The sequence below is a fragment of the Sphingopyxis sp. NJF-3 genome (genome assembly GCF_053514865.1).
In genome coordinates, this window is record NZ_CM130726.1 from 3048168 (window position 1) to 3069827 (window position 21660).

At 65.4% G+C, this 21660-nt stretch carries 16 protein-coding genes; 7 read left to right on the plus strand and 9 right to left on the minus strand.

All coding sequences use genetic code 11. From position 1 onward, the window contains the following. Positions 1 to 112 precede the first annotated feature (112 nt). Positions 113 to 2467, plus strand: coding sequence for a putative bifunctional diguanylate cyclase/phosphodiesterase (locus ACOTSS_RS14865; protein WP_448688882.1), 2355 nt, complete (start codon positions 113 to 115; stop codon positions 2465 to 2467). Positions 2468 to 2643: 176 nt separating this feature from the next. Further along, positions 2644 to 3225, plus strand: a complete 582-nt coding sequence (locus ACOTSS_RS14870) for a CHAP domain-containing protein (RefSeq protein ID WP_448688883.1) — start codon at positions 2644 to 2646, stop codon at positions 3223 to 3225. A 143-nt stretch (positions 3226 to 3368) separates the two neighbouring features. On the opposite strand, the gene ACOTSS_RS14875 is transcribed toward ACOTSS_RS14870, so the two are convergent. Further along, positions 3369 to 3632 (minus strand): DUF3297 family protein, encoded by a 264-nt coding sequence (locus tag ACOTSS_RS14875; protein WP_448688884.1) that lies wholly within the window; start codon positions 3630 to 3632, stop codon positions 3369 to 3371. A 99-nt stretch (positions 3633 to 3731) separates the two neighbouring features. Continuing rightward, positions 3732 to 4178 (minus strand): hemerythrin domain-containing protein, encoded by a 447-nt coding sequence (locus ACOTSS_RS14880; RefSeq protein ID WP_448688885.1) that lies wholly within the window; start codon positions 4176 to 4178, stop codon positions 3732 to 3734. 139 nt (positions 4179 to 4317) lie between these two features. Here ACOTSS_RS14880 and ku point away from each other — a divergent pair, with 139 nt between their 5' ends. The 3 genes from ku to ACOTSS_RS14895 all read left to right on the plus strand — a co-directional run bounded on the left by ku (position 4318) and on the right by ACOTSS_RS14895 (position 10935). Next, a complete protein-coding gene (ku, locus tag ACOTSS_RS14885; RefSeq protein WP_448688886.1) occupies positions 4318 to 5178 on the plus strand; it encodes a non-homologous end joining protein Ku in 861 nt (286 codons plus the stop codon). Between the two features lies 1 nt (position 5179). After that, positions 5180 to 7684, plus strand: coding sequence for a DNA ligase D (ligD, locus tag ACOTSS_RS14890; RefSeq protein WP_448688887.1), 2505 nt, complete (start codon positions 5180 to 5182; stop codon positions 7682 to 7684). Between the two features lie 224 nt (positions 7685 to 7908). Further along, positions 7909 to 10935, plus strand: coding sequence for a TonB-dependent receptor (locus ACOTSS_RS14895; RefSeq protein WP_448688888.1), 3027 nt, complete (start codon positions 7909 to 7911; stop codon positions 10933 to 10935). Between the two features lie 281 nt (positions 10936 to 11216). On the opposite strand, the gene ACOTSS_RS14900 is transcribed toward ACOTSS_RS14895, so the two are convergent. The 7 genes from ACOTSS_RS14900 to ACOTSS_RS14930 all read right to left on the minus strand — a co-directional run bounded on the left by ACOTSS_RS14900 (position 11217) and on the right by ACOTSS_RS14930 (position 19065). Beyond that, on the minus strand, positions 11217 to 13094 hold the full coding sequence (locus ACOTSS_RS14900) for a winged helix-turn-helix domain-containing protein (protein WP_448688889.1): 1878 nt from the start codon (positions 13092 to 13094) through the stop codon (positions 11217 to 11219). 444 nt (positions 13095 to 13538) lie between these two features. Continuing rightward, positions 13539 to 13874 carry a UrcA family protein gene (locus tag ACOTSS_RS14905; protein WP_448688890.1) on the minus strand — a complete coding sequence of 112 codons (336 nt, stop codon included), beginning with the start codon at positions 13872 to 13874 and terminating at the stop codon, positions 13539 to 13541. 248 nt (positions 13875 to 14122) lie between these two features. Next, positions 14123 to 15139, minus strand: a complete 1017-nt coding sequence (locus tag ACOTSS_RS14910; RefSeq protein WP_448688891.1) for a hypothetical protein — start codon at positions 15137 to 15139, stop codon at positions 14123 to 14125. A gap of 261 nt (positions 15140 to 15400) precedes the next feature. Further along, a complete protein-coding gene (locus tag ACOTSS_RS14915; protein WP_448688892.1) occupies positions 15401 to 15964 on the minus strand; it encodes an rRNA large subunit pseudouridine synthase E in 564 nt (187 codons plus the stop codon). A 9-nt stretch (positions 15965 to 15973) separates the two neighbouring features. Beyond that, positions 15974 to 16471: a MaoC family dehydratase gene (locus ACOTSS_RS14920; protein ID WP_448688893.1), complete on the minus strand. Its 498-nt coding sequence runs from the start codon at positions 16469 to 16471 to the stop codon at positions 15974 to 15976. A gap of 5 nt (positions 16472 to 16476) precedes the next feature. Further along, complete coding sequence (typA, locus tag ACOTSS_RS14925; protein WP_448688894.1) at positions 16477 to 18309, minus strand: translational GTPase TypA; 1833 nt, start codon at positions 18307 to 18309, stop codon at positions 16477 to 16479. Between the two features lie 96 nt (positions 18310 to 18405). Further along, complete coding sequence (locus ACOTSS_RS14930; protein WP_448688895.1) at positions 18406 to 19065, minus strand: 5'-methylthioadenosine/S-adenosylhomocysteine nucleosidase family protein; 660 nt, start codon at positions 19063 to 19065, stop codon at positions 18406 to 18408. Between the two features lie 348 nt (positions 19066 to 19413). On the opposite strand from ACOTSS_RS14930, the gene ACOTSS_RS14935 reads away from it, so the two are divergent. Next, on the plus strand, positions 19414 to 20373 hold the full coding sequence (locus ACOTSS_RS14935) for a bile acid:sodium symporter family protein (protein WP_448688896.1): 960 nt from the start codon (positions 19414 to 19416) through the stop codon (positions 20371 to 20373). 63 nt (positions 20374 to 20436) lie between these two features. Continuing rightward, complete coding sequence (locus ACOTSS_RS14940) at positions 20437 to 21648, plus strand: toxic anion resistance protein (protein ID WP_448688897.1); 1212 nt, start codon at positions 20437 to 20439, stop codon at positions 21646 to 21648. Positions 21649 to 21660: the final 12 nt, after the last annotated feature.

Consider the following 21660-nt stretch of genomic DNA (forward strand, 5'->3'; position numbering starts at 1 on the left):
CGGCGCACGATTTCCCGTCCCCCATTTGCGTCCCGTCGCGGCACAATCTCGCACCCCGGCAGCGCCGGGCACGGTTACCATCGGGTAACCCTGCGCCGTTATGACGGGCTTCGTGACAAGCCTGCTGACCGACCATAGACCGGCCGACGACGTTTCCGCGCGCACCCTGATGGGGCTGGGGTCGCGGCGCGAGGATATCGGCGACCTCCGCCAGCTTCAGCTCGCGCCGCTTCGCGGCAAGGGGGCGCTGCGGCTGTGGATGGGCATCGGCATGGCACTCGTCGCCGCCTTCACCCTCGTCACCCGCCTGCCGTGGGAGATCGCGGGCGGCTGGCTGACCACCGCGCTGCTGTTCAGCCTCTGGTCCTACCGCTCCTTCGCTGTTCTGCCACTCGGCGACCCGACGCTTTCGAGCGCCTCGATCTTCCGGCTGTGCCACCGCCACGCCTTTTATTCGGCGATGCTGTGGTCGGTTCCTTTCTGGTTCGAGGGCCTGCCGCCGACACTCGAGCATGTGTTGTCGCTCTGGCCGATCGCGCTCCTGATGATGCTCACCCTCGCGATGGTCGCGCACAGCCTTCCGCTCGCCTGCGCGCTGTTCATCGTGCCGGTCAGCCTGTCGGCGGCCGCCGGGCTCCTCTTCGCCGGCGCGCCGCAACTCGCGGCGATCGCGCTCGTCGCCGGGCTGCTCCTCTGCGGCTTCTGCATCCGCTTCGCGCAGAACCACGTCCGTTTCCGCCGCGCCGAGGAGACGTTGCACGAAAAGACCGAGACGGTCAGCCTGCTGCTGCGCGAGTTCGAGGAGACCTCGGCCGACTGGTTGTGGCAGACCGACAACAGCCGCCGCCTCGTCCATGTCTCGCCGCGCCTCGCCTTCGCGCTCGGCGCCACGCCGGATGCGCTCGAAGGCGCGCCGCTGCTCCAGGCGCTTGCGGGCGATGCCTGGGAAACCGGCGATTTCCCCAAGAGCCTGCACGACATGGCCGAGCGCATGAAGCGGCGCGAGAGCTTCTCGACCCTGATCGTTCCCGTCACGATCGGCGGCAAGCCGCGCTGGTGGGAGCTCTCGGCCTCGCCGCGGCTCGACGATCAGGGCAAGTTCCTCGGCTTTCGCGGGGTCGGGTCGGACGTCACCGAACAGCGCGCTTCGGCCGAACAGATCGCCCGCATGGCGCGTTTCGACAATCTCACCGGCCTCCCCAATCGCCTGAGCCTGCACGAGGACCTCGGCCGCGCGCTCGCGCATGCGCAGGGCGCCAAGGCGCGCTGCGCGCTGATGATGCTCGACCTCGACCGCTTCAAGGCGGTCAACGACACGCTCGGCCATCCCGTGGGCGACCAGTTGCTCGCGCAGGTCGCGACGCGGCTCAAGAGCCTGATGAGCGGCGGGATGACCTGCGGCCGGCTCGGCGGCGACGAGTTCGCGGTGGTGCTCCACGACGTCGCCTCGGCGGCCGAGGCCGAGACGATCGCGCACCGGATAATCGCGGCCCTGAGCCGCCCCTATGTCGTCGACAACCACCAGCTCTTCGTTGGCGCCAGCATCGGCTATGCGATGGGGCCGCAGGACGGCGCGACGGTCGAAACGCTGACCCGCAACGCCGACCTCGCGCTCTACAAGTCGAAGGACAAGGGCGGCAATGTCGTCGCGCCTTACGTGGCCTCGCTCCACGCGCAGGCCGAGGAGCGGCGCGTGATGGAACAGGAACTGCGCGGCGCGCTCGAACGCCGCGAGTTCGAGCTCTACTATCAGCCCGTCGTCACCGCCGACGACGGCACGCTCAACGGCTTCGAGGCGCTGATCCGCTGGAACAGCCAGAAGCTCGGCAACGTCTCGCCGGGCCGCTTCATCCCGCTTGCAGAGGACAGCCGGCTGATCGCGCCGATCGGCGAATGGGTGCTGCGCAACGCCTGCGCCGAGGCGATGCGCTGGCCATCGAACCTCAAGGTCGCGATCAACGTCTCGGCCGAACAGCTCACCGACCCCAATTTCGCCTCGCTCGTCGTCTCGGCGCTCGCACAGAGCGGGCTTCCGCCCCAGAGGCTGGAGATCGAGGTGACCGAAAGCGTGTTCCTGCGCGACGGCGGCGGCGCGGCACAGTTGCTCGACCAGCTCATCGCGCTCGGCATCCGCCTCAGCCTCGACGATTTCGGCACCGGCTATTCGTCGCTCGGCTATCTGAGGAAAACGCAGTTCTCGACGATCAAGGTCGACCGGACCTTCGTGGTGGGCGCGGCCAAGGGGCACACCGAATCGATCGCGATCATCCGCGCCGTCGTCGCGCTCGCCGACAGTCTCGGCATGGCGACCACCGCCGAGGGCGCCGAAACCGAACGCGAGGTCGAGACGATCCGGGGGCTCGGCTGCAGCAACATCCAGGGCTATTATTACGGCCGCCCGATGCCCGCGAGCGACGTCCTCACGCTGTTCCGCGCGCCCGAATCGCTGCCCAGCGCCGCGGCCTGAAAACCGCCCTGCAGCGACGAACCGACGGACCCGCGCGACGAATTGCAAACCTTACCAAAAGGTTCCGCAGCCCACCGCAGCGATCCCGCATTTCGTCGCGCGATGCTGGTGGCCTTCGCCGGCTTCGCGCACACAGCCTCCACGCTTGAAGACAAGCCAATGGGGGGTCGCATCTCATGCCTGTTCGCCGCTTTTTCGGTGCCGCCGTCGCATCCCTGATGCTGCTCGCCGGCCTGATCACCAGCGCCCCGGCCGCTGCGCGCGACTATCTTCAATGCGTTCCTTTCGCCCGCAGCGAATCGGGCGTCGAAATTCACGGCAATGCGAAGACTTGGTGGGCGCAGGCGGCGGGCGACTACGACCGCGGCCAGGAACCCCGCAAGGGCGCGGTCATGGCGTTCGCCGGCACGCGCAGCATGCCGCTCGGCCATGTCGCGGTGGTCGAGAAGGTCGTCAGCGACCGCGAAATCCTGATCAGCCACGCCAACTGGTCGCCGATCAACGGCCGCCGCGGCCAGATCGAGCGCAACGTCCGCGTCATCGACGTCAGCGACGCCGGCGACTGGAGCCTCGTGCGCGTCTGGTATGCACCGATCGGCGACCTCGGCCTGCGCGCCAATCCGGTGCAGGGTTTCATCTATCCGAACGCCGGCGCGGGCGATAATCCGCGCAGCGGCTTCGACGCGCCGGTGTGGGCAAAGAACGACTGGAAGCCGGGCAACGGCCTTGAACTGGTCGCTGCGTCGCTGGGCAACTGAGCCACGATTGAAGCTGATTTCCCTTCCCGCAGGCGGGAGGGGCAGCGAGGCTTGCGCACTTGTTCGCTAGCCGCAGCGGGGTGGGCTGACCGCACCGCTGCTGGCCCACCCCCGGCCCCTCCCGCAGGCGGGAGGGGAAGCAATCATTCTTCGTCGCCGCTATCTGCGGCCGCATCCTCGAACCAGGCTTCGACCTCGCCCGACAGCTTGATCGTCATCGGCTGGCCGAAGCGGTCCTTCGACTTGCCCGCGGCGACGCGGATCCAGCCTTCCGAGATCGAATATTCCTCGACGTCGGTGCGTTCCTTGCCCTTAAAGCGGATGCCGATGCCGCGCTGGAGCACCTCCATGTCGAAATGGGGCGACCGCGGGTTGGTCGACAGGTGATCGGGCGGGGTGTCGGTCATTTGAAAATCTCCAGCTTCTGCGGCGCGGCTAGGCGAGCGGGACGCGCAAATCAAGGGGTGCTGCGCACCGCGGCAGGAGCCCGCGCGCAAACCCGCCTTTCATTTCGATGTCTGAAGACCCTGCTCAGCCAGCCGGTCGACGAGCGGATAAAGCTCGCGGTTCTCGCGCTCCATCCGCTCGTCGAGGGCGGCCAGCATCGCCCGGCTTTCGGCCCGGAATGCCGGCCATTCGGCCGCGACGCGCGCGGGCGGCCAGCGCCGGTCATAGGCGTCATAATCGTCGGCGACATGACCCATCGCATCGGCGAAGTCGCGCGCGAGCCGCGCCGCGTCGGTCTCGCCGGCCGCCCGCAAACGCGGATAGAGCGCCCAATCCTCGCATTTCAGATGACGCGTCAGCGTGTCGCGGAGCTGCGCGCGAATCGGCTCGATCTCGGTCGATGGCGGAGCGGCGGGCGCCTCGAGCAAATCCGCCAGCTGGCGCGACAGCCGCGCCAGTTCGGCATGCTCGGCGCGCAGGCGGCGCATTTCGTGGACGAAGGGCATAGGTTTCCCTCGATGCGAACGGCCCCATCTTCGCTTTAATCGGCGAGCATGAAAAGAGGGTAAAACCCGCGCGGGCGCGCGCCGCGGAACCCGCGGGCCCTGCCGATCATTTGGTGGGGGAGTAGCGAAAGGACTCTCGATGGCCGCCCGCGCCTATTGGAAGGGGCAAATCCGGCTCGCGCTGGTGTCGATCCCCGTCGAAATCTATCCCGCGACCAGATCGGGCGCGAGCATCAGCTTCCGCCAGATCCATGAGCCGAGCGGCAAGCCGATCCGCTATGAAAAGATCGTGCCGGGCATCGGCGCGATCGACACCGACGACATCATCAAGGGCTATGAGACATCGAAGGGCCAATACGTCCTGCTCGAGGACGAGGAGATCGAGGCGGTCAGGCTCGAGAGCAAGCGGACGCTCGAACTCGTCCAGTTCGTCGACGCGGGCGACATCGACATCCTCTATTATGCCAAGCCCTATTATGTCGTCCCCGCCGACGAACTCGCCGAAGAGGCCTATATCGTGCTGCGCGAGGCGCTGCGGCGCTCGAAGAAGATCGGGCTCGGCCAGCTTTCGGTGCGCGGGCAGGAACAGCTCGTGGGACTGCGTCCCTGCGGCAAGGGCCTCGTGCTCGAAGTGCTGCGCTACGCCGACGAGGTGAACAAGGCCGCCAATTATTTCCGCGACGTCGGCAATGCGAAGCCCGACCCCGACCTCCTCGACCTCGCCGAAACGCTGATCGACAAGAAAAGCGGCAAGTTCGACGCGTCGGACTATCACAACCACTATGTCGACGCGCTGAAGCGCGTGATCGCCAAGAAGGCGAAGGCGAAGGGCAAGAAGGTGCTGGAGGATGTCGAGGAACCCGCGGGCATCGATCGCGGGTCGAACGTCATCGACCTGATGGCGGCCCTCAAGGCCTCGGTCGAGGGGAGGAAGAAACCGCCCGCCGAAGCCCGCAGGAAAGCGCCGGCAAAGAAGGCGCCGGCGCGCAAGCGGGCATGACATGGCCCGCACCGACCCCCTCGCCCGATATAACGCCAAGCGCGACTTCGCGCTGACCCCCGAGCCCGCGGGCAAGGTCGCCGAGGGCGAAGGCCACCGTTTCATCGTCCAGAAGCACGACGCGACGCGGCTCCACTACGACTTCCGGCTCGAAGCGGACGGCGTGCTCAAGAGCTGGGCGGTGACCAGGGGCCCGAGCGCCGATCCCGCCGACAAGCGCCTCGCCGTGCGCACCGAAGACCATCCGATGGCCTATGCCGAGTTCGAGGGGGTGATTCCCAAGGGCGAATATGGCGGCGGCACGGTGATGCTGTGGGATCGCGGCAGCTGGGCGCCGGTCGAAGGCAAGAGCGCGAAGGACATCGAAAAGGGCCATCTTCACTTCATCCTCGACGGGACACGGATGAAGGGCGAATGGCTGCTCGTCCGCATGAAGCCGCGGCCGGGCGAGAAGCGCGAGAACTGGCTGCTGCGCAAGGTGAACGACGCCGAGGCCGGCGGCAGCGACGAACTGACCGGCCGCCGCCTCACCAGCGTGCTGACCGGCCGCACCATGGCCGAGATCGCGGGCGACGCGGGCGGCGAGCAATCGCTGAAAGGGGCGAAGGGCGCGGCGTTCGCGAAGAAGATGCAGGCCGCCGCCGCGCATAACAAAAAGGTCGCAAAGCCGAAGGCGAAGGGAAAGCCCCCCGACTTCCGCCCGCTCCAGCTCGCGACGCTCGTTGACGCGGTGCCGGCGGGCAATGGCTGGTTCCACGAGATCAAATATGACGGCTACCGCGCCGAGATCGCCGCGGCGGGAAGCGAGGTGCGTGTCTATACCCGGAACGGCCTCGACTGGACCGACAAGTTCGCCCCGCTCGTCAAGCATGTCGCGGCGCTCGACCTGCCGCCCTGCCTGATCGACGGCGAGATCGTCGCCCATGGCACGGACGGCAACCCCGATTTCTCGTCGCTGCAGGCGGTGCTCAAGCGCGGCCACGGCGCGCAGGACGAAGGCACCGAACTCCTCTTCTTCGCCTTCGACCTCCTAGAAGAGGGCGGAAAGTCGCTCGCGAAGCTCGGCAATCTCGAACGCAAGGAGCGGCTCGAGGCGCTGCTCCGCGATGCCAGAACCCCCATCGCGGTCGCCGATCATGTCATCGGCGCCGGCGAGACGCTCTATGGCGCGATGTGCCGCGCGGGGCAGGAAGGCATCATCTCGAAGCGCGCCGACGCCGCTTATGCCGGCCGCCGCACGAAGAACTGGGTCAAGGTCAAATGCACCCGGCGGCAGGAATTCATCCTTGTCGGCTGGAAGCCCTCGTCGGCGAAGGCGCGCCCCTTTTCCTCGCTGCTCCTCGCGCAGCGCGAGGGCGGCGAGCTCGTCTACAAGGGCCATGTCGGCACCGGCTTCGACGCCGCGACCATGGCCGACCTCGCGAACAGGTTCGCGAGCCGCGAACGCAAGACCGCGCCGCTCGCCGTCGACAAGGCCACCGCGCGCAAGGTCCGCTGGCTGAAGCCCGAACTCGTCGCCGAAATCGCCTTCGCCGAATATACGGCGAGCGGATCGGTGCGCCACGCGAGCTTCCTCGGCCTGCGCAGCGACAAGGAGGCAAGCGACGTGACCCCCGAAACGCGGCAACCCGCCCCCGCACCCGATAGCGATGTCGTCATCACCAGCCGCGACCGCGTGATCTTCCCCGAGGCGAAGGCGACCAAGGGCGATCTCGCCGACTATTATGCCGCGGTCGCGCCCATCATGCTCGCGCACATGGCGCGCCGCCCGGTCAGCCTCGTCCGCTGCCCGCAGGGACGCGCGAAGAAATGCTTTTTCCAGAAGCATGATTCGGGCAGCTTCGGCGACCATGTCCATCATGTCCCGATCCGCGAAAAGGACGGGGGGCACGAGGATTATCTCTATGTCGAGGACGCGGACGGCATCCTCGCCTGCGTCCAGATGGGGACGATCGAGTTTCACGGCTGGGACAGCCATGTCGATGCGCTGGAAAAGCCCGACCGCATGGTGTTCGACCTCGACCCCGACGAAGGGCTCGATTTCGCCGATGTGAAGAAGGCGGCCGCCGACCTGCGCCGCCAGCTCGCCGACATCGGGCTGGTCAGCTTCGCGATGCTCTCGGGCGGCAAGGGGGTGCATGTCGTCGTGCCGCTCGATCCGGGGCACAGCTGGGACGCGCACAAGGATTTCTCGAAACGCTTCGCCGAAGCATTGAGCCTCGCCGAACCCGACCGCTATGTCGCGACGATGAGCAAGGCGAAGCGCAAGGGCAAGATCTTCATCGACTGGCTGCGCAACCAGCGCGGCAGCACCGCGATCATGCCCTGGTCGGCGCGTGCACGCGAGGGCGCGCCCGTCGCCGCACCGATCGGCTGGGACGCGCTCGCCGATGTCGAAAGCCCGCGCCGCTGGAGCATCGCCGACGCCCAGGACCTGCTCGACCGCGCCGCGGGCGCCGAGCTCAAGGGCTGGGGCTTCGCGCGGCAGGCGCTGCCCGATTTCTGACCGGCGCGCTCGCCCCGTCTCCGACCCGTTCAGCCGTGCGGGTTTGACCCGCGATCGGTCCCGCCCATCCCCTTGCAACCCCTCTCCCCCTTAAATTGGTAGGACATAGTGTCATACCAATATTTACGTGTTATAATATTTCTTGGTCTGCATCATTGGTTGACATTTAATGCAGACCAATCCAGCGTCCCGTCCCATAACCAAAATGGACAGGGAGAGAGTCGATGACACGGGTGGGGACAACCGAAACCGGAGCACGTTCGCGCGGGCGTTCGCTCGCCATGTTGCTCGCGAGCACCGCCGCGGTCCTGATCGCCGCGCCCCTGCAGGCGCAGGAAACCCCGGCTGGAGAAGGCGACGGCGACGCGATTGTCGTCACCGGGATCCGCAGTTCGCTGCAGAATGCGCTGGTCGAAAAGCGCGACGCGAACAATCTGGTCGAGGTGATCCAGGCCGAGGATATCGGCAAGCTGCCCGACCAGAATCTGGCCGAAGTCCTCGAAAACGTCACCGGGGTCCAGATCACCCGCCAGGCCGGTGTCGGCAACGCCGTGCAGATCCGCGGCACCGACGCCAACCGGGTCGAGATCAACGGCGTGTCGACCGTGGGGTCGGGCGCGGGGCGCTCGGGGATCAGCTTCGAGGACCTGCCGGCCTCGCTGATCGCCTCGGTCGAGGTGGTCAAGGTGCCGACCGCGCAGACGATCGAGGGATCGGTCGGCGGCACGATCAATCTCCGGACGATCCGCCCGCTCGACCTGCAGGGACCGCTGATCGCGGCGCGGGCGCAGATGGAGAACAGCGACCTCGCGAAATCGACCCTGCCGCGGCTGTCCGCCACCATCGGCAACAATTGGGACACCGGCATCGGCGAGATCGGCATCGTGCTGAGCGGCAGCTACGCCCGGCAGGACGTCGCCGCCTTCAAGCCGCGCGTCGACCGCGACGCCGTGGTCCTCCCCGGCTCGGGGCCCAGCGCCGAGGCCTTTCCCTTCCTGCGCATCCAGTTCTTTCAGCAGGGGCTCGAGAATTACGAATATGAAACCTACAACGGCACCGCCGCGCTCGAATGGAAGCCGAGCGACAATCTGAAGCTCTATTTCGACGCGACACTCAACAACCAGACCCGCGGGCAGCAAAGCCACCGGGTGCAGATATCGGGCACCGCGACCCCGTCGGTCGTCGACGCCACCGACAACACCGCCTTCGAGACGGTCGATTTCGGGACGCTCGACGGGCCCGACGGCCCGATCGACCTCGGCGAGGTTCAGGCGACGGTCGCGGGCACGATCGGGATCGGCGGCTCGACCGGCACCGTGATCGACCCCAATATGCGGACGTCGAGCGACACCGGCGCGCGCGTGACCAAGAGCCGGGTGTTCGATTTCGGCACCCAGTGGGATGCGACCGACAAGCTGACCGTGCGCGCGGAGGTGTCGCTGTCGACCTCGAAATCCAAATTCCCGAACTTCTCGACCACGCTCGATTTCATCAACCCGAACGGGCCGCAGCCAGCGATCGGGCGGAGCATCGACAATGGCGTGCCGCTGGCGTTCGACCTTCGGAACGGCACGCTGCAGTTCGGCATCGACCAGTCGAGCCCCTTTGCTCCGACGACCGAGCAATTGCTCGACCCCGCCAATTACCAGCTGCAGCAGGTGGCGCAGGGCGCCAACACCACCGACAATCAGGAACGGGCGGCGCGGCTCGACCTCCACTATGACACGAGCGACCTCAACCCGTTCGTGACCTCGATCGACGTCGGCTATCGCTGGAACCGGACTTCGGCCGAGAATAACGAATTTTCGCGGAACGTCAGCCTGACCAACACCATCAGCGCGTGGAACCGGCCGTCGGGCGACCTGTTTTCCGACATTCTGATACCGGGGCCGAGCAATTTCAACGCCGCCGACGGGCGCGACCTCTATTTCGGCGATTTCCTCCTCATCGACGGCGGGCTGGCGTTCCGCGACCCGGCGAGCGTGCTCGACGCGCTCAATTCCGCGATCGCCGCAAGCAACGCCGCCGCCACCCAGGGCCCGCCGGTCGCCTCGCTCGAGACGCCGACCGAATCCTTCGCCGGCTTCTTCCGCATCAAGGAAACGACGAACGCCGCCTATTTCCAGGCCAATATGGAGGGCGATATCGCGGGCATGCCGCTGCGCGGCAATATCGGCGTCCGCTGGCTCCGGACCAACCTCTCCTCGGTCGGCAACAATATCGCCAACGGGCAGGTCACGGGCCAGATCATCGCGAAGAGCAACTATAATTTCCTGCTGCCGCGGCTCAGCCTCGTCCTCGAGCCCGCCGACAAGTTCCTTGTCCGCGCCGGCATCTCGCGCGACATCCGCCGTCCGAACTTCGACACGCTGTCGACCTCCTATTCCTTCGGCACCGGCGCCAACACCCCCGTCGCAGTCGGCAACCCCGACCTCGTTCCCGAAGCGGTGTGGTCGTTCGACCTGTCGGGCGAATATTATTTCGCGCCGTCGAGCCTGATCAGCATCGGCGTCTTCCACAAGAGCCGCACCAATTTGTTCGCGCAGCGCCAGGAGGACCCCGCCCCCAATCTCGACGCCGACGGCAATCTCCACATCTCGATCGACCCCGCCTGCCCCGGCGGCGGCATCTACAACCCGATCGCCAACCGCAACATCAACAATCCCATCCAGGGCGTCGGCATCTGCGTCCCGCGCAGCTCGACCTTCAACGTCCCCGGCACCACGACGCAGACCGGCATCGAAATCGCCTTCCAGCACGATCTGTCGGCGTGGGAGGACGTGCTCGGCTTCGCCTCGGGCTTCGGCTTCATCGGCAATTTCACCTATCAGAAGACCGGCGGCTCGGCGCACGAATATCGCGCCGCCGACGGACCGCGCACCGTCTTCACCCAGCTCGGCCACCCCGGTTCGCAGGATCTGATCACCCTCGCGAACCTGTCGAAATATTCGTACAATACGACATTGTTCTACGACAAATACGGGCTCAACGCGCGGCTGCGCTATACGTGGCGGTCGAGCTACGTGTCGAACGACCCCTTCTTCTTCGGGCTGCCGCTGATCAACGGCGCCCGCGGCCAGCTCAACGCCAGCATCAACTACGACATCAACGACCACATCAATGTCGGGGTCGAGGGGATCAACCTGCTGCGCGGCGACCAGAACCAATATTGCGTCAACGACAAGGCGCTGCTCTGCTTCCAGGGTCTCACCGACCGCCGCATCACCGCGGGATTGAGCGTGAAGTTCTGACGGCCACAGGGCTGGAGGGTGCATCTCTGGTTGAAAGACCCGCACTCCCGCGAAGGCGGGGCCCAGAGCGGGGGCGGTTATCCCTTTCGGACAGGCGAGCGATCCCCGGCGAAAGCCGGGGTCCAGATGGCGCGCGCTGCATGGCACGGATCCCGGCTTTCGCCGGGGATCGCTCCGCTCCTCGTCCCACGGGTGTAAACGCCCGCTGCGGGCAGCTCCGGACTTCAGCTCTTCACGATTCACAAATCAGGGTTCGAAAGCGGCTCCGCAATCTACCGCGACTATATCATCCCGCAAAAGGGCGGCGGGCTTTCGGTGGAGCAGATGTCGGGTTTGGTTCGTGTTGTTTTCCAATAGGCCATGAGACCGAGTTTGTTCGCGATCGCTGGAAAGCCCGGTTCGCTCAGCACCCCGCGCATGCTTCGACGCCAGAACAGCCACGGTCTTTCGCTCGCGGCCTCCAACGCCTCCCGGTTTGCTCCCAGCGCTGCCAGCATCGTCGCGACCGGATCGCCCTGCTCATCCTTGGGCAGCGCGATCAGCGTTTGAATAGCTTTTGCCTTCGCTTGGGCGTTGCTCGATGCCAGAGCCTGATATCCCGACAACAGGCCGGCGCGTGCCTCTTCGGGCACCCGAAATTGTGGGCTGCGAAGGGCGGACATGGCAGCCGCGTAGTCGCCGCTTTCGGTGCCCTCGGTAACGGCGATCCATTTGTCGAAATTCGGATCTTTACTGATATCTATAGCTGCAGCGAAGTGCGGCTTCGCCTCTTCGACCCGGCCCGTTGCGACAAGCGCGTCAGCCAAGGCGAACTGGGAGTCCGACCAAAGGGCAAGCATGTCCGTGGCGGCAAGAAATTGTTGGACTGCGTCATCAAGACGTCCCACGCTCACCAGCTTCCAGCCGTAACCGTAATGTTCGCAGCCGCAATCGAGCGGCTTGGCCGCAATGGCGCTTTTGAACAGCGCCTCCTGGCCGACCCAATCGTACCGATCAATCAGAAAGGCCTTGTGGCCCAAGGCCTCGCTGTTGGTGCGGTCGAGGGCCAGTGCCCTGTCCTCCGCTCGTCGCCCGGCCGCGCGCAGTTCCTGAGCGCGCCGACTATCGGGTTCCACCTGCGCTACCTGCATGAAGCCGTTCCCAACGGCAGACCATCCCCAGGAGAAGTCGGGAACCGAAGCGACGACCAGTTGCGCGAATCGAAGGGTTTTACTCCCTCCATAGTCCCAATATTCCTGGCAATATTGTAAGTAATTGGCGAGGACGGGGTCTGGCAGCGATTTGTGATAGGTCGAGGCGCCGAACAATCCGCAGCGGATAACGATACCGGAGTCGACGGCGATTTTGTGGGGAATTTTCGAGGCCTGATCGGCGGCGTAGTCGACACTGTCGGACCATAGAATCGCGCCGGTGTGCTCATTGGTGAATCGCGTAATGACGCGGACGGAGTTTCCCACGCGATAGATCGTTCCGCCCAGAGCGTAGGCCGGCGCCTTACCGGGCGGCGGCGCGGACGCAGTGGAAACGCCGATAACGCCGTCGGCGTTGAACGCAGCGGTGATCTCAGCATCGACGGCCTCGCGCAGGGTTGGGGGCAGGCCTGCCGACAAAGACCGAAATCCGGCTAGTCGCACCATCATGCTGTGAGTGGGGGTTGGCCGCAGGAACCACCAGCCCAAGGTGCCGATCATAAGGAAAAGCAGCGCGGCTGCGGCCAAAAGCCTGGCGCGGCGCGAATCATCCGAAGACTTGGGTTGCAGCGGCCCGGCCTGGGGAGATGGCGAATTTGAAGAGGACGGGCCCGGGACCCCGCCGGCATGATCGCCCAGTTCGACGAGCCGATAGCCAATTTTGGTGATCGTCTCGATCCGGAACGAATCTTCGCCGATGCCTTCCGCAATGCGGCGCAAGCGGGAAAGCACGCGATTGATCGCATCTTCTCCGACGATGCGCCCTTCCCAGCAGCGTTCGGTCAGGTCTTCGCGGCGAACGATCTCGCTTCGCGCTTCCGCCAGCGCGAGCAGCACCTGCATCATGCGCGGCTCGATAATCTCCTCGGCACCGTCGTCGCGCCGGATTTCGCGCAGCGCGGGGTTGAGCACGAGCCGGCCCAGCCGAACCGGCGCGGTCAGACCCAGATCGATGCGCATCGTCGCCATGCGGCGATCCCCCTTCGGCACCGCCTTACCATAGCCGCGCGACGACCGGGAATCGATGTAATTGTCGTATCGTCAGCCCAAAATCGTCCCTCATTCATCTCGTCAGCGGGCGTCATCCTACCCGGTCGACCTCTTTCGGCGACAATTGCCGAATTGACGCGGTTAACACCAACCCGCCGCGAGAGGCGGCCGCCGCACATCCACCAGACCAAGACGTTCAATCTCCTAGCCGGCCCCGGGCAGAGCTGCCGCTCAGATCGGAAACGCCGCCGTCCTGCCGGAACGGCAATGTTGGGCGAACGCTGTCGGTGTGGATTGGGTGCTGGTTCGCGGCAGGAACGCGACCGATTCCCGCCGCTCCAGTAGGCGTGACGCTATTGATGGCCGTCCGCTTGGCCGCTGGTTACGGCTGGCAGTCCGCCCATGCTTCCGCCGCGGCGGCAATCACGGCTTGATGCTCGCGCGCCTCGTGTCCGCTTGAGCATAGGCTGGCGTTGCGACAAGTGCGGCAATTTGCTGGTTGGCGCCCTTGGTTGCATGCTTTCGGCAGCGCATGTTCACCAGCATATCGTCCATGCTGCCGCCCACCGGCATAGGACAAATGGTATTCACGGCCATCGCCACTCGATGACGCAGCACCTTCATGCCGTCGGGCTGCGACAGATCGAGATCGGTATAACGAACGTGCACGGTCGGGGCGCCTTCGGTTGTTTGCGCTGACGTGGTGGTTGAAGCGGTCATGCCGACGAGCGCGGCAGCCGCGATAGCGGTTCTGATCATCGAAAATCCTTCCCATGTCGCCGAAGCGGGATCGCATCGACCACCGGAGGATCGCGCCATTGGCGCCCGGACGACAGGATGAGGAACTGATGATTTGCCGATGATCGCCTAATAAAGCGCCGAGTTTCGACATTTTTGACCTCTGGCGCGATCCGGAGAAGGGCTGCTTCGATGCGATTCGCCGCCCCGGTTGGATGCCGCCGATTAGCACAAATGGAGTAAGGGGATCGGGCGTGTTATGTTCATGATCATCGCTGTCCCAAGAGGATACCGATGATCGGCGTCCCGACGCTCCCATCCCGCAGGAGTTCACGCCTCAGAATGAAGACCAGCCCAAGTTCTGATCCCTGCGGCCCATAGAGATGTCCGGCGAATTCGCCGGTAAATCTGTATAGCAAGGTGGATCCGGAGATGCTTCCGGAAATCTCGTTTGCATCGGTTGTGATCGTGCCCGAAAAGCTGATCCTTCCCTTCTCCTGCTCCATGCCCGTTACCCATGACACTTGGGCGATGTCGAGCGCTCCCGTTATTCTCGCCATTCCCTGGCTGACCTGGATATCCCCCGAGGTGGACTCAAAGACTCCTCCACCATCTCTTTCATAAGGTAGGGAGGTCACAAGTTGGGGCCGATAGGTGAAATTGCCTGATTTCGGAATGTCGCCGGCCACGGTCGGCGCCCCGAACAGAAAATGGCGCCTCGTCAGCAATACGCCATTTGCTTGTCCCGGAGCGCGGGCCGTAGCTCTTGTTTCCTGAATCCCCAGCGCAATAAATTTCATGGGCGTAAGGTCATACAGGGACAGTTGGTCGCTCTCTGGCGAATCGGCGGATCTCCGCAGAAAATTGATCGATTTTTCGTCTTCACGGTACAAATCGGAAGGTTCGAATGTAGAGGTCACCCCTTCGTGGGATACTGAAAAAGTTTCAGACGCTTTCGTATAGTTGAAGTCTGAATGCTGAAAATCCCGCCCGAAAATTTCTCCACCCGAAGATTCCAGACTATAATATGGCGGAACATCGCTCGTGTAGCGCTCAACATAATAGACCTTCGCCATCGGAGACTTGAAGGAGCGGTCGGTGCTGAAATCGAACGCGGTCGCATAGGACGGAGAGGGCGGTGTGGGTGTCGGCGTGGGTGTAGGGGTAGGCGTAGGGGGTACGGTCACGGTATTTCCACCGCCCGAGCTTCCGCCACCGCCGCAACCCGAAACCATTGCGGTGATCGAGGCGGATAAAAGTATTTTTTTCAAAAGAGTAACGTTCACGACAGCCCCCCATCTCGCTGTCGTCGCTAGATAGAAATTACCCCGAATACAATCGAAAACCAGTCGCGATTACGCGCGAATTGTTCCGGTTCAAGTTGACGATGCGGGGTGAAGTGGCGTCCTCTTCTTGTGCCCAAGGCCGAAGTTTCGGACGATGCCGCTAGTTCGGGTCATCGCGGCCCGATTGATATCGAAGGTTCGCAACTTCCCTGTTCCCGGCCTAAAGTCGCCGATCCGCTGCCGGCCATCCACCAGGCAGGTTCATTCCAACTCGCGCCACTCCCCCAACGCCAAATCCCCAATCTCCCACCCCCCGATCCGCCACCGTACCAGCCGCAGCGTCGGAAACCCGACCGCCGCCGTCATCCGCCGCACCTGGCGGTTGCGGCCTTCGGTGATCGTCAGTTCGAGCCATGAGTCGGGGACGCTCTTGCGGTATCGTACCGGCGGATCGCGGTCCCAGAGCGTCGGCGGGTCGATGCGACGGACGGTCGCGGGACGCGTTGGGCCGTCGTTCAGCGTGACGCCGCGGCGGAGCGCGCCCAGCGAGGCTTCGTCGGGCTCGCCCTCGACCTGCGCCAGATAGGTTTTGGGCATCTTGTGCTTCGGCGACGAAATCCGCGCCTGCAGCGCGCCGTCGTCGGTCAGGATCAGCAGGCCCTCGCTGTCGCGATCGAGCCGCCCGGCGGGATAGACCCCCGGCACGTCGATATAGTCGGACAGCGTCGCGCGCGCCTCGGGCGTGCCGCGATCGGTGAATTGCGACAGCACCCCATAGGGTTTGTTGAACAGGATCACCCGTCCGCTCGAACCTCTGCCCGCCACGCTCGCCGGCTAGTCCGCTTTTTCCAGCCGCAGCAGATAAACGTGCTCGCCGTCGAGCACCGTCTCGCCGTGCTGGTTGGTCACGCTCGCGCGCATCGTCACGATTCCGGTCGTGCGCTGCGGCGTGAGCGCGGTGATTTCGAGGAGCGGATAGAGGGTGTCGCCGGGAAAGACGCTCTTCAGGATGCGCGCGCGCACCTCGATCATGCCGATCAGCGCGGTGCCGATCTCATGCGGAAAGGTTCCCGCACCCGCCGCGGTGAAGCAGAGGACTTGCAACCCGTGCGCGAGCGGCCCCGGATATCCAAGAGCCCGGCAATATTCGGCGTCGTAATGGATCGGATGATTGTCGAGGCTGACCGCCTGAAAGGCCGCGAAATTGCCGTCGCCGATCGTCCGCGATGGCAGCGGATAGAGGTCGCCGACCTTCAGGTCGCCGAAGCCCTTGGCCGCCGCAAGCCGGTGCCGCGCATAGATGTCGGGCAGGTCCGGCTTCGCGTCGGCCACCGCGGTTACGCCGCTTCCTTCTTGCGCGACGCTTTCTTGCGCTCGTGCGGGTCGAGCAGCGCCTTGCGCAGGCGGATGTTCGCGGGGGTCACCTCGACCATCTCGTCCTCGTCGATATAGGCGATCGCCTGTTCGAGCGTCATGCGCTTGGGCGGGGTCAGGCGGATCGCGTCGTCCTTGCCCGTCGAGCGGAAGTTGGTGAGCTGCTTCGACTTCATCGGGTTGACCTCGAGGTCCTCGGGCTTCGCGTTCTCGCCGATGATCATCCCTTCGTAGAGCGCCTCGCCGGGCGAGACGAACAGGATGCCGCGCTCTTCGAGCGGGCCAAGCGCGTAAGCGACCGCCTCGCCATTTCCGTTCGAGATCAGGACGCCGTTCTGGCGGCCCGCGATCGCGCCCTTGTAGGGGCCGTATTTCTCGAACAACCGGTTCATGATGCCGGTGCCGCGGGTGTCGGACAGGAACTCGCCGTGATAGCCGATCAGGCCGCGCGACGGGCCGCTGAAGGTGATGCGCGTCTTGCCGCCGCCACTGGGGCGCATGTCGGTAAGTTCGGCCTTGCGGATCTGCATCTTCTCGACGACCGTGCCGCTATGTTCGTCGTCGACGTCGATCACGACGCTTTCATAGGGCTCGGTGCGCGCGCCATTCTCGTCGGTCTGATAGAGGACGCGCGGGCGGCTGATGCCGAGCTCGAAGCCTTCGCGGCGCATCGTCTCGATCAGCACGCCGAGCTGAAGCTCGCCGCGGCCCGCGACCTCGAAACTGTCCTTGTCGGCGCTTTCGGTGATGCGGATCGCGACATTGGTTTCGGCTTCGCGAAACAGGCGGTCGCGGATCATGCGGCTCGTCACCTTGCTGCCCTCGCGGCCCGCCATCGGCGAATCGTTGACCGCGAAGCGCATCGACAGCGTCGGCGGGTCGATCGGCTGCGCGGCGATCGGTTCGCTGACGCTGGTGTCGGCGATGGTGTTCGCGACGGTCGCATTGGTCAGCCCTGCGATCGCGACGATGTCGCCCGCGCGCGCTTCGTCGACCGGCACGCGGTCGAGCCCGCGGAAGGCGAGCAGCTTCGACGCGCGGCCGGTCTCGATGACCTTGCCCTCGGCGTCCAGGGCGTGGATCGGCTGGTTGACCTTGACCGTGCCCGACTGGACGCGGCCGGTGAGGATGCGGCCGATGAAATTGTCGCGGTCGAGCAGCGTCGCGAGGAAGGTGAAGGGGCCGTCCTCGTCGAGCCCCGGCGCGGGGACGTGGCTCACAATCGTCTGGAACAAGGGCTCGAGCGTGCCCTCGCGCGCGTCGGGGCTGTCCGAGGCGAAGCCGCCGCGGCCCGAGGCGTAGAGGATCGGGAAGTCGAGCTGCTCGTCATTGGCTTCGAGGGTCAGGAACAGTTCGAACACCTCGTCGAGCACCTCGGCGGCGCGCGCGTCGCTGCGGTCGATCTTGTTGACGACGACGATGGGCTTGAGGCCCAATGCGAGCGCCTTGCCGGTCACGAACTTGGTCTGCGGCATCGGCCCCTCGGCCGCGTCGACGAGCAGGATGACGCCGTCGACCATGCTGAGGATGCGCTCGACCTCGCCGCCGAAGTCGGCGTGGCCCGGCGTGTCGACGATGTTGATCCGCGTCGCATTCTCGCCCTCGCCCCATTCGACCGAGGTGCATTTGGCGAGGATGGTGATCCCGCGTTCCTTTTCGAGATCGTTCGAGTCCATCGCGCGTTCCTCGACGCGCTGATTGTCGCGAAACGTCCCCGACTGGCGGAAAAGCTGATCGACGAGAGTGGTCTTGCCATGATCGACGTGCGCGATGATGGCGATATTGCGCAGGGACATCAAAAATACCTTATGGGAGCAGCGCGGCGCCGTGCCGCGATTTGGCCGCGCGCGTAGCGAATTTCCTGCTGCGGCGCAACAAAATTGCCGGAGCGCTTATAACGAAATCCGCGCGACGAGTCGCTCCATTTCAACCGCCGCGACGCGGGCGGCGCGAAGGAGGTTCGCGTGGAAATCGCGGCCGCTTCCCTCGTCGGCGGTATCGGTGACCGCCTTGATCGCGGCCCATGGTTTTTCGAGCCGCGCCGCGACCTGCGCGACGGCGCCGACCTCCATGTCGACGAGCGTCGCGCCGAGATTGTTCTTGAGATCAGCGGCGGCTTGCGCGCAGGCAACGAAACTGTCGCCGCTCGCAATCCGCGCGTGCGGAAGGCCGAGGCCGGGGTCCGCCATCGCCGAGAAATGCGCCTCCACCGCCTCGCCGATCGGCCACTCGCCCGCGCGGTAGCGGCGAAAAAGGCCCGGGTGCGTCGCGCCATAATCATGCTGCACCGCCTCGGCGAGCCAATAGGCCCCCGGCGCAGCGCCGAGCGAGCCGCACGTTCCGCTCATCAGCAGCACGTCGGCCTCGTCGCCGAGCATCCCGGCGCAAAGCGCCGCATGGACCTTGCCGAGGCCCGAGGTCGCGATGATGAGCTCATGCCCATGCGCGGCCAGGCGGCGCGCGCCGAAGAGTCCGCCGGCGGCCATTCCTTGGCCGGGAAACAGCGCATCGCTTTCTTCGGGAAGCGCGGCGAGGATCAATAGACGAGCCATGGCGCTCTCTTAGCGACCGTCACGCCGGACGCGAAGGGTTTCGCGAAGGGGTCGGAATGGCGAAGGGCAGAAAACGACCGGAAGCGGCCCTTCTTTCATCGTCATCCCGGACTTGATCCGGGATCCACGACTTCGGCGCTGTAGGTGGATCCCGGATCAAGTCCGGGATGACGAAGGTGAGGGTAACGCAACGTCGGCTCCCCACCCTATCGTCGTCGCCCTTTCCCACATATGCGGCCATGACAGGCCCGTCATGATGCGCCGCGTCGATGCTCCTCGCTTTCCTTCTACGACGGCTCTGTCCCGGACGGTTGCCAAGCTCGACGCAGTCGGCCATCGCTCGCGCCCATGCTATCCCGCCTCTTTCCCGACCGCTTCGTTCCCGTGCTGCTCGCGACGATCGGCCTCGCGAGCCTGCTGCCGGTGCGCGGCGGCGCGGTGCCCGTCGCCGAGGGCGTGTCGACCGCGGCGATCGTGCTGCTCTTCTTCCTCAACGGCGTGCGGCTGCCGCGGGACGAAGTGCTGCACGGCATCCGCAACTGGAAGCTGCAGGGGGGAAATCTGGCCTTCTGCTTCGCCCTCATGCCGCTGCTCGGCCTCGCCGCGCAGGCCGCGACCGCGCCGCTGCTGCCCGCGACGCTCGCGCTCGGCTTCCTGTTCCTCGGCGTCCTGCCCTCGACGGTCCAGTCGGCGACCGCCGCGAGCAGCATGGCGGGCGGCAATGTCGCCGCGAGCGTCGTCGCGGCGGCGCTGCTCAACCTCGTCGGGGTGATCGCCTCGCCGCTGCTGTTCGCCGCGCTCGCCGGCAGCGCGGGCGAGATTCACGGCGCGGCGGCGTTGCGCATCGCGCTGATCCTACTCCTCCCCTTCCTCGCCGGCCAGGTGGCGCAGCGCTGGCTGCGCCCGTGGGTGCTCGCGCATCGCGGCGCGGCGACCTTCATGGACCGCACCTCGATCGCGATCGCGGTCTATGTCGCCTTCTCCGCCGCGGTCGTCGGCGGCATCTGGCGCCTGCTCGACGGGCGCGAGCTCGGCATCGCCTTCGCCGCCGTCGCGGCGATGCTCGCGCTTTCCTTCACCGGCGCGTGGCTGCTCGGCAGTCTCCTGCGGCTGCGCAGACCGGACCGCGTCACCCTGCTCTTCGCCGGGGCGCAAAAGAGCATCGCGGTCGGCGCGCCGCTCGCCGCGGCGCTGTTCCCGCCCGCTACCGCCGGCATGGTGCTCGTCCCGATCCTCGTCTATCATATGGCGCAGCTGATCCTGTCCGCGTGGATTGCGCCCTGGCTCAACCGCCCGGAAACGGTGTAGTGCTTGAATAACACAGGACCGCATGCCATATAGGCGGGCGGCATCGGGGTGGAAGGAAAAGGAATGAGCGACAACACCGCAACGGCGACCGCGACCGACGAGCTGAAGCTGACCCCGCCCGAACCGCTGCCCCCGCTGGCGCCCGAAAAGGCGGCGGGGCTCGTGCCGCTGTCGACCGAGCAGAAGTCGAAGCTCGAGGAGCGCGTCGACGGCTTCATCGACGATCTCGTCGCGCAGGACGAGAATTCGCCCGAATTCGGCAAGCGGATCGACCAGATCACCAATATGGGCCGCAAGGAGATGCTGGAGGCGGCGAACCATTCGAACCGCTTCCTCGATCGCCCGATCAAGGCGATGGACCGCGACACCGACATCGGCCAGAATCTGATCGAGCTGAGGAGCACGGTCGAGCGGCTCGACCCGTCGGCGAACGGCAAATTGCTGTCGAAGCGCGGTTTCCTCGACAAGATCTTCGGCAGCAAGATCACCAATTATTTCGCGCAGTACCGCAGCGCCCAGACGCATATCTCGGGCATCCTGACCGCGCTCGCCAACGGCAAGGACGAGCTGTTGATGGACAATGCCGCGATCGACGTCGAGCGCCGCAAGATGTGGGAATCGATGGGCAAGCTCGAGCAGATGATCCACATCGCGGGCACGCTCGACCAGCGGCTCGAGGCGAAGGCGACCGAACTCGACGGCACCGACCCCGCCAAGGCGAAGATCATCCGCGAGAACGCGCTTTTCTATGCGCGCCAGCGCACGCAGGACCTGCTGACGCAGATGGCGGTGACGGTGCAGGGCTATCTCGCGCTCGATCTGGTCAAGAAGAACAATGTCGAACTGGTGAAGGGCGTCGACCGCGCGTCGACCACCACGGTCGGCGCGCTCAAGACCGCGATCACCGTCGCGCAGGCGATGACCAACCAGAAGCTGGTCCTCGAACAGATCACCGCGCTCAACACCACGACCGCGAACATCATCGACGGCACGTCGAAGATGCTGAAGGACAATACCGCGCGCATCCACGAGCAAGCGGCGTCGAGCACGATCCCGATGGAAACGCTCAGCCGCGCCTTCCAGAACATCTACGACACGATGGACGCGATCGACACCTTCAAGCTCAAGGCGCTCGACACGATGAAGACGACCGTGACCGCGCTGGAGGGCGAGGTCGCCAAGTCGAAGGGCTATATCGCGCGCGCCGAGGGCGCGAGCCAGGCGCAGGCGAGCGTCGGCGGCGCCGACAGCCCCCTCGCCGCGCTGGAGGCGTGAGGGCGCGATGAC